Source organism: Nocardioides sp. CPCC 206348 (genome assembly GCF_048654705.1).
In the GTDB taxonomy this organism is placed as follows: Bacteria; Actinomycetota; Actinomycetes; order Propionibacteriales; family Nocardioidaceae; genus Nocardioides.
In genome coordinates, this window is sequence record NZ_JBMCZA010000161.1 from 1,292 (window position 1) to 8,765 (window position 7,474).

Sequence of the window (7,474 nt, forward strand, 5' to 3'; positions counted from 1 at the left end):
GGAGAGCGCAGTCATCAGCTCGTCGTCGGTCAGCTCGTCCCAGTTGGTCATCAGCTCATCCCTCCCACGAGATCCGGACCGAGACCGCGCAGGGCGCGGGTACGTCGTAGCTGCTCCAGCGCCCGGGCGCGGGTGGGTCCGATGCTGCCGATCGGGATCCCGAGGCGTTCGCTGATCTGCTCGTAACCGACCGGGGGGTCGGCGAGCAGCAGGAGCAGGAGCTCGCGGCGGGCTGCCGGCAGCTCGGCCATCGCCTCGCGCAGGAGACGGTGGCGCTCGACAGCGAGCAGCTCGTCGTCCGCGACGTCGCCTTCGACCGCGTCCAGGCCGCCGTGGTCCTGGGGGTCGACCGGGCGGACCCGGCCCCGTGCGGTGAGCAGGCGCAGGCACTCGTTGCGGGTCGTCGTACGGATCCAGCCGGGAAGGGCGTCCGGTTCGCGGAGCGCACCCAGGTGTTCGACAAGGCGCAGCCACACGGTCTGGCTGACGTCGTCACCGTCGGCCTCCGAGAGGCGGTAGCCGCGGACGAGGGCGTTGACGAGGGGCAGGAACCTGTCGACGATCGAGTTCCAGGCATCTTGGTCTCCTTCACGTGCCGCAGGGACGAGCGTCGACAACGGCGTAGTCACATCCACTCCCGACCTCCTCATCCAGCGTGCGCAGGATTCCTGTCGAAAGCATCGTCCCGCACATAGGACCCGCGAACCAGTGCCGGTGATACGTCGAAACAGGGGCACCTTCCGGTATCACCGAGCCGCGCGGTCCCCTCCTCCAGGGAAGCGAGCGGTGACCCCCACCGCACCCTTCCCGGAAGAGGTACGGCGCATGACACTCGAACTCAGCTACATCGCAGCCACGAGCCGGCTGGACCGGCTCGATCCCACCGAGCGCGCGCTGCTCCGGGTGATCGCGCTCGGCCAGTCAGGGGCCGACACCGAGGCCCTCGTCGCGGCCCGGCTCGGCATCACGCTGCAGGAGGCAACGGCCCTGTCCACGGCCCTCTTCGACAAGCTCGGGCTACGGCCGACGGCGCACCTCGGCAGGCACACGCTGGCGAAGCTCGTCCTGCGCCGGCGAGGTCTTCCAAGAATTTCCGAAGTCGGCGTATCAGCGGGGGGTGGCCAGTCCTCCTCCTTCCGTGAAACCGAGCGGTGACTCCCCACCGCCCCTCCCCGGAAGGAACAACGTCATGACCTGGAACGAGACCCACGAACGCATCCGCATCTTCCACGAGGTCGAAGCGGTCGCCGCCGCCGACATGAGCGGCGCCGTCCCGTGGCGCGAGGAATGGGCGCCGTACTTCAACGGCCCCGCCGGCCTGGTGGCCGCCCTCCGCGCCCGCTGGAACCACATGTGCGAGGCACAGCTCGACATCCGGACGAACGAGGACGAGCTGAACGAGACCAGCGCCCGCCTGCGCCGGTCCGAGGCCGGGATCCTCGAGATCCTCAAGAACGCCGCGGGCGGGATCACCCCGTCCATGGTCCTGACACTGGCGGGGCCGCGGAACGCTCCCTCTCCCCGTGAGCGGTCCCGCCGGTTCCAGTTCCACGGCGGACCCGTCATCCCGGCCTGATGACGACCACGATGATGGATCTCGGGGCAACGTACGTGGCGGCGACGAGTCGGCTCGACCGGCTCAGTCGTCGGGAACGCCAGGTACTGCACCAGATCGCCCTGGGCCAGTCCAACGCAGGCATCGCGGCTCAGCTGTGCCTGTCGCGGAAGTCGGTCGAGGCACTGTGCACGCACATCTTCGACAAGCTCGAGCTCGAACCCTCACAGCACCTGAACCGACGTGTGCTTGCGGTCCTCACCCTCCTCCAGGCGCGTTCGCGCCGGACGACGGACTGAGCGGACCGCACGCACCAGCGTCGCCGACCAGTGGGGGTCCGGGCGACGCACGAAAAAAGGGAAACACCGACCGAGAAGGGCTCCGGGGCCCGATGCGGTCGGTGTTTCCCTGCGTTCGGGTGTCTTTCGGGTGCCGACGGGTACGTCGGCAGCCCGACCTAGGCTGCGTGGGTGCTCGGTCCACACGCCTCTCCGCTCCGCATCCCCGACTTCCGCTGGCTCGTCGGCGGGGTCACCGTCAGCGCCCTCGGTTCGGCGATGGCCCCGGTGGCGCTGGCGTTCGCGGTGCTCGACCTCGGCGGGTCCGCCACCCAGCTCGGCCTCGTCGTCGCCGCCTTCTCCGCGGCCGAGGTCGTCACCATCCTGTACGGCGGTGTGCTCGGGGACCGGCTGCCGCGACAGCTCCTGATGCAGGGCTCCGCCGCGGCCACCTGCATCAGCCAGGCCATCTGCGCGACGGTGCTGATCACCGGGCACGGTTCGATCCTGTTCCTCACCCTGATCGGGGTGCTCAACGGCTGTCTCGGTGCGCTCGCCCAGCCCGCGTCGAACTCGCTGACACGCTTCACGGTCCCCGCGGAGCTGCTGGCGCGCGCGGTCGTGGTCCGCAGCCTGGCCAACCAGACGTCGTACGCCGTGGGGTTCGCGGTGGCCGGCATCATCGTGGCCGTCGCCGGGCCGGGTTGGGCGATCGCCGTCGACGCGGCGTCGTACGCCTTCGCCGCGGCCTTCTTCTCGCTGATCCGGGTCGCTGCCCCGTCCCGGGGCGAGCGCGAGCGGCTGCTCAGCGAGCTGGCCGACGGCGCCCGTGAGGTGCTGCGCCACAGCTGGTTGTGGCTGCTCATCACGCAGGCGCTGCTCTACCACCTGTGCTTCGGCGGGGTGCAGGGCGTGCTCGGCCCGATCGTCGTCGGCGACACCTGGGGCGAGGAGGCGTGGGGCTGGGCGCTGGCCTCGATGATGGCCGGCTTCGTGATCGGCGGGCTGGTCGCGCTGCGGTGGCGGCCGACGTTCCTGCTCCGGTGGGGCGTCCTGCTCCTGTCGCTCACCGCGGCGTTCCCGCTCGCGATGGCGCTGGCCGACCAGTTGCCTCTGGTGCTGCTCGGTGCGGCGGTGCACGGCGTCGGCCTGCAGCTGTTCAGCGTCAACTGGGACCTCGCGATCCAGGAGAACGTCGCCGAGGACATGCTGTCGCGGGTCTACGCGTTCGACCTCGTCGGCTCGTTCGTCTGTCGCCCGCTCGGCCTGGCGCTGACCGGGCCGGTCGTCGGCCTGGTCGGTACGGACCGCTGGCTGGTCGTCGTGGCCGCCGTGATCGGCCTCAGCTCGCTGGCCGCGCTGGCCCTGCCGTCGGTGTGGCGGCTGACCCGGCGGGTCAGCGCAGCGTCGACTGCGCCGGAAGGAACAGGGGAGCTCCGCGTTCCCCGACCTCGACGTCGAGGATGACGTGGTGGCTGGTGTTGCCGAGGATCGCCGACTGGTTCGCCACCAGCACCCGGGTGCCCAGGAAGGTCGCGTTCGACGGACTGTCGAACGGGACCGCCGAGCCCGTGGCGCGCATCCTGGCCAGCACCTTTCCCGCGGGGCTGAGCTTGACCAGCTGGTTGGTGCCGAGCAGCGAGAGGTAGATGTTGCCCGACCGAGCGATGCCGAACCCGTCGGGCAGGTCCAGCGGCCCCGAGGTCCAGACCGTCCGCAGCGCACCGGGAGCACCGTTGCTCAGCACGGGGATCCGGTACAGGTGTCCACGCAGCAGCCCGAGCAGGTCTCCGGTCGTCTGCTGGCTGACCAGGAAGGAGCGCGTCCCCGGCTCGTAGACGATGCCGGTGGTGCCGAAGCCCGCGAGTCCGGCGAGCTTCGCGGAGCGCAGCCACACCCGCGGCGTGCCGCCAGCGGCCGGGATGCGCCAGATGACGTCCTGCCCGTAGTCGCTCAGGTAGAGCGCACCGCCCGGACCCCAGGCCGCGTAGTTCGGGATCGGGTGGCCGCCGCCGGGCAGGTCCGGGAGGGTCGCCTGGACCACGAACCGCCCGGTCGCCACGTCGAGCGTGAGCACGCGACTGCGCGACTTCTCGAGCAGCACCAGCCGGCCGCGCGCATCCGAGGTCGCGACCTGGACGCCGCGCGGCTTGGTGAGGTCCTGGCCGGGGACGGTCCACGAGCGCAGCGGGGCGCCGGACGCGGCGTACTCGAACACCCGCGAGGGCAAGGCGTCGCCCTTCGGGTTCGTGTAGGTGCCGGCGTAGACGCGGCCGTTCGTGTGGACGTGGACGTACGCCGGGAAGCCCGGCGACGGGACCTTCGCGTAGACCCGTGTGTGCCCCACGGCGCGCTCCGCAGCGGTGGCCGGGACCAACCCTGCGGCGGCGAGGAGCGCGACGAGGACCAGGAGCGTCGTACGGCGCATCAGAGCTTCGCCAGCGCCTCGGCGGCGGCCCGGTTGCCCGAGCGGACGGCCCCGTCCATGTAGCCGGTCCAGTACGTCGAGGTCTCGGTGCCGGCCCAGTGCACGCGCCCGAACGGCGCGCGGATGTGGCGACCGTAGGTGGCCATCACGTTGGGCGGGTACATCGCGACCGGGCCGCCGCGGGTCCAGCGCTCGCGGGTCCAGTCGTGCTCGGTGTACTCGATCGGGTGGAGTGCCTTCTCGCCGAACATCCGGGCGAAGCCCTCGAGCACGGCCTTGCGGCGCTCGGCCAGCGACAGGTTGCCGTACTGCGCCCAGGTCGAACCGCCGACGAACGCCAGCAGGATGCCGTGACTGGTGCCGGGCACGCCGTTGTCGAAGGCGGCGCGGACCGCGCCGGAGTCGGAGATGCCGAAGCCGGTGAGGCCGTCGGTGCGCCAGAACGGCGTCTCGTAGACGGCGTCGCACTTCATCAGGCGGCCCATCTGCATCTTCGTCAGCAGGGTACGACGACCGGCCGGCATGCCCGGCGAGAAGTCGATGTCGAGCACCTGCTTGGGCGGCGCGGACACGATGACGCGGCGGCAGGAGACCACGCCGCGGGCGGTGCGGACGCGGACCCGGCCGTCGACGTGGGCGATCTGGCTCACCGGCGCGTTCAGCGCGACCCGGTTGCCCAGGCCCTTGGCGAGGGCGAGCGGGATCCGCTGGGAGCCACCGACGAACCGGCTCTCCTGCGCGCCGTTGACGGTGTCGGAGTTGCGCTCGAAGGTGCCCACATGGGTCTCGTCGCCGGAGCAGGCGATGTAGTGGATGACGTAGAGCAGCGAGAGCTGGTCGGGATCGGAGCCGAAGCCGGGCTGCGTCCAGGCCCTGATGAGCGACTCGACGCCGCGGCTGTTCAGGGTGTTGCGACGGATCCAGTCACCGAGGGTGATCCGGTCCCACTCGGCAGCACGCGGGTGGGTCCACGGCGCTGCGACAGACATGCCCTTGGCGTAGCCGTTCAGCTTCTGCAGCAGGAGCAGCGCGTCGAGCAGGATCGTGGGGTCGGGCGGGACGGTGCCGGTGTAGGTCTGGCGGCCCAGCAGCGAGGAGATGTAGACGTTCTTGCCGGTGACGTACTCGTCGAAGGTGGCGACGCCGAGGCTGGTCGCGAGGTTCTTGATGTACCGCTGGGTCGGGCCGATGAAGGCACCGCCCGCCTCGATCGTGCCGCCGGTGCCGAGCGTGTGGTTGAGCACCCGGCCACCGACCCGGTTGCGTGCCTCGACGACCAGCACCGAGCGTCCGCTACGCGCCACCCGCGCGGCGGCGACCAGCCCGGCGATCCCGCCACCGACGACGACCACGTCGACCTTGGGCGGCAACGGTCCCTGCAGGGTCGCGGCGTTGACCTCGGCCTCGAGTGCCTCGGTCGCGAGCAGCCCGAGGGCGGCGGCGCCGCCCGCGAACAGGCCGCGCCTGCCCAGCGCGAACGCGCCCGGATCAGTCGCCAGTCGTGGGGTGCTCATCGTGACCTCCCGGCCCTTCGTCGTACGTCTTCCGGACGACTAAAGTGAATATGTGTCAGGTTCGGGTTCAGAGGCTACACTGCCCCCATGCCGTCGTCCATCACTTCCGGCCCTGCTGCGCCCGTCGACAGGTCAACGACCGAGCCGCCGTCCGGTGCCACACCGAGCCGCCGGCGGATGCCCACGCAGGCCCGGTCTCGCGAACGGGTCGAACGGATCCTCGACGCCACGGCGGGTCTCGTGCTCGTCGACGGGATCGACGGCCTCACCACCCGCGCGATCGCCGACGCCGCCGAGCTGCCGGTCGCCTCGCTCTACCAGTACTTCTCCGACAAGGAGGCAGTGCTCCTCGCCCTGTGCGAGCGCGACATGGCCGAGATGGACGACCAGGTCGCCCGCGACCTCGCGGCGATCTCCGACCTGACCATCGCCTCCCTGGTCGAGACCTCCATGCGGGCGTTCGTCGCCGTCTACCACCGCCGCCCCGCGTTCATGCAGATCTGGATGCGCGGGCGCACCAACAACGCCGTCTACGACTACGGCCGCCACCACAACAAGCGGATCGCGGAGAACCTCCTCGCCGTGGCCGCCGCAGCCGACCTCCTCGACACCAGCGCGTTCACCGCCGCCGAGCTCTCCGCCCTGGCCGAGCTGGCCGTCGAAGTGGGCGACCGCGCGTTCCAGCTGGCCTTCGAACGCGACCCGCGCGGCGACGACTTCCTCCTCGACCAGGCCATCGAGCTGGTGACCGGCTACCTCGAGCGCATCACGAAGAGCCGATGACCGCGGACCACCTGCGCGCCGGCGTCGCCGACGCCTGTCGCCGCCTCGCCGACGCCGGCCTGCTCATCGGTACGGCGGGCAACGTCAGCGCCCGGTCAGGTGACCTGGTAGCAGTGACCGCCACCGGCGTCACCCTCGGTGGCTGCACCGCCGCGGACGTGACCGTCGTCGACCTCACCGGCCGCGTGGTCGAGGGCACCCTCGCGCCCACCTCCGAGCTCGCCCTGCACCTCGGCGTGTACGCCGACGGGCCGGCTGAACAACGGGGGGCGGTCGTCCACACCCACGCTCCCTTCGCCACCGCCGTCGCCTGCGTCCTCGACGAGCTGCCGGTGCTCCACTACCAACAGCTCGCTCTCGGCGGCGCGATCCGCGTGGCGCCGTACGCCACCTTCGGGACGCCGGAGCTGGCCGAAGCGGTCCGCGACGCCCTCGCCGGCCGGGGCGCGGCGCTGCTGGCGAACCACGGCTCGGTGAGCATCGGCGGGAGCCTCGACCAGGCGGTCGACAACGCGCTGCTGCTCGAGTGGCTGTGCCAGCTGCACCACCGCGCCAGCGCCCTCGGCCCGCCGCGCGTCCTCACCGACGACCAACAGGCCGACGTCATCCGGGTCGCGCTCGAGCGCGGCTACGGCAGCACCCAGGAGATCTGATGAGCACCCCCAACGCCCCGATGCAGGTCGCCGCCGTCGGCGTCCACGTCCTCGACACGCACGTGCTCGGCATCGAGTCGATCCCCCCGGGCTCCGACGGCCAGCTCGTCGAGACGATCAGGATGTCGCCGGCCGGCACGGCGGGCGGCACGGCCGTGGTGCTGGCCCGGCTCGGCGCGCAGGTGCGGTCGTACGGCGCCGTCGGCACCGACCCCGTCGGCGACACGCTGCTCGCCCTCCTCGCCCGCGAGGGCGTCGACACG

10 protein-coding genes are annotated in these 7,474 nt (G+C 71.4%); 7 read left to right on the forward strand and 3 right to left on the reverse strand.

The features are described 5' to 3' along the window. Positions 1–50: 50 nt before the first annotated feature. Positions 51–635, reverse strand: a complete 585-nt coding sequence (locus ACOADB_RS11705) for an RNA polymerase sigma factor (protein ID WP_378598400.1) — start codon at positions 633–635, stop codon at positions 51–53. Between the two features lie 190 nt (positions 636–825). On the opposite strand from ACOADB_RS11705, the gene ACOADB_RS11710 reads away from it, so the two are divergent. The 4 genes from ACOADB_RS11710 to ACOADB_RS11725 all read left to right on the forward strand — a co-directional run bounded on the left by ACOADB_RS11710 (position 826) and on the right by ACOADB_RS11725 (position 3,300). Next, entirely contained in the window at positions 826–1,155 is a 330-nt protein-coding gene (locus ACOADB_RS11710; protein WP_378598402.1) for a hypothetical protein, read from the forward strand. Positions 1,156–1,189: 34 nt separating this feature from the next. Beyond that, a complete protein-coding gene (locus ACOADB_RS11715; RefSeq protein ID WP_378598404.1) occupies positions 1,190–1,576 on the forward strand; it encodes a hypothetical protein in 387 nt (128 codons plus the stop codon). Further along, positions 1,576–1,854, forward strand: a complete 279-nt coding sequence (locus ACOADB_RS11720) for a response regulator transcription factor (protein ID WP_378598405.1) — start codon at positions 1,576–1,578, stop codon at positions 1,852–1,854. Before ACOADB_RS11715 ends, ACOADB_RS11720 begins: the two co-directional genes overlap by 1 nt. A gap of 171 nt (positions 1,855–2,025) precedes the next feature. Further along, positions 2,026–3,300, forward strand: a complete 1,275-nt coding sequence (locus tag ACOADB_RS11725) for an MFS transporter (RefSeq protein WP_378598407.1) — start codon at positions 2,026–2,028, stop codon at positions 3,298–3,300. Here ACOADB_RS11725 and ACOADB_RS11730 read toward each other — a convergent pair. Together ACOADB_RS11730 and ACOADB_RS11735 are read right to left on the reverse strand one after the other, a co-directional pair. Beyond that, positions 3,230–4,261, reverse strand: coding sequence for an SMP-30/gluconolactonase/LRE family protein (locus ACOADB_RS11730; RefSeq protein ID WP_378598409.1), 1,032 nt, complete (start codon positions 4,259–4,261; stop codon positions 3,230–3,232). The genes ACOADB_RS11725 and ACOADB_RS11730 overlap by 71 nt on opposite strands. Continuing rightward, entirely contained in the window at positions 4,261–5,775 is a 1,515-nt protein-coding gene (locus ACOADB_RS11735; protein ID WP_378598411.1) for a flavin monoamine oxidase family protein, read from the reverse strand. The genes ACOADB_RS11730 and ACOADB_RS11735 overlap by 1 nt, the downstream gene beginning before the upstream one ends. Positions 5,776–5,862: 87 nt before the next feature. Between ACOADB_RS11735 and ACOADB_RS11740 the strand changes: the two genes are divergently transcribed. The 3 genes from ACOADB_RS11740 to ACOADB_RS11750 all read left to right on the forward strand — a co-directional run. Further along, the gene (locus tag ACOADB_RS11740; protein WP_378598414.1) at positions 5,863–6,558 is read left to right on the forward strand and encodes a TetR family transcriptional regulator; all 696 of its coding nucleotides are present in this window, start codon (positions 5,863–5,865) and stop codon (positions 6,556–6,558) included. Further along, positions 6,555–7,211: a class II aldolase/adducin family protein gene (locus ACOADB_RS11745; RefSeq protein ID WP_378598417.1), complete on the forward strand. Its 657-nt coding sequence runs from the start codon at positions 6,555–6,557 to the stop codon at positions 7,209–7,211. Before ACOADB_RS11740 ends, ACOADB_RS11745 begins: the two co-directional genes overlap by 4 nt. Next, positions 7,211–7,474, forward strand: a 264-nt coding sequence (locus ACOADB_RS11750) for a PfkB family carbohydrate kinase (RefSeq protein WP_378598418.1), incomplete at its 3' end; no start/stop codon positions are given. The genes ACOADB_RS11745 and ACOADB_RS11750, both read left to right, overlap by 1 nt.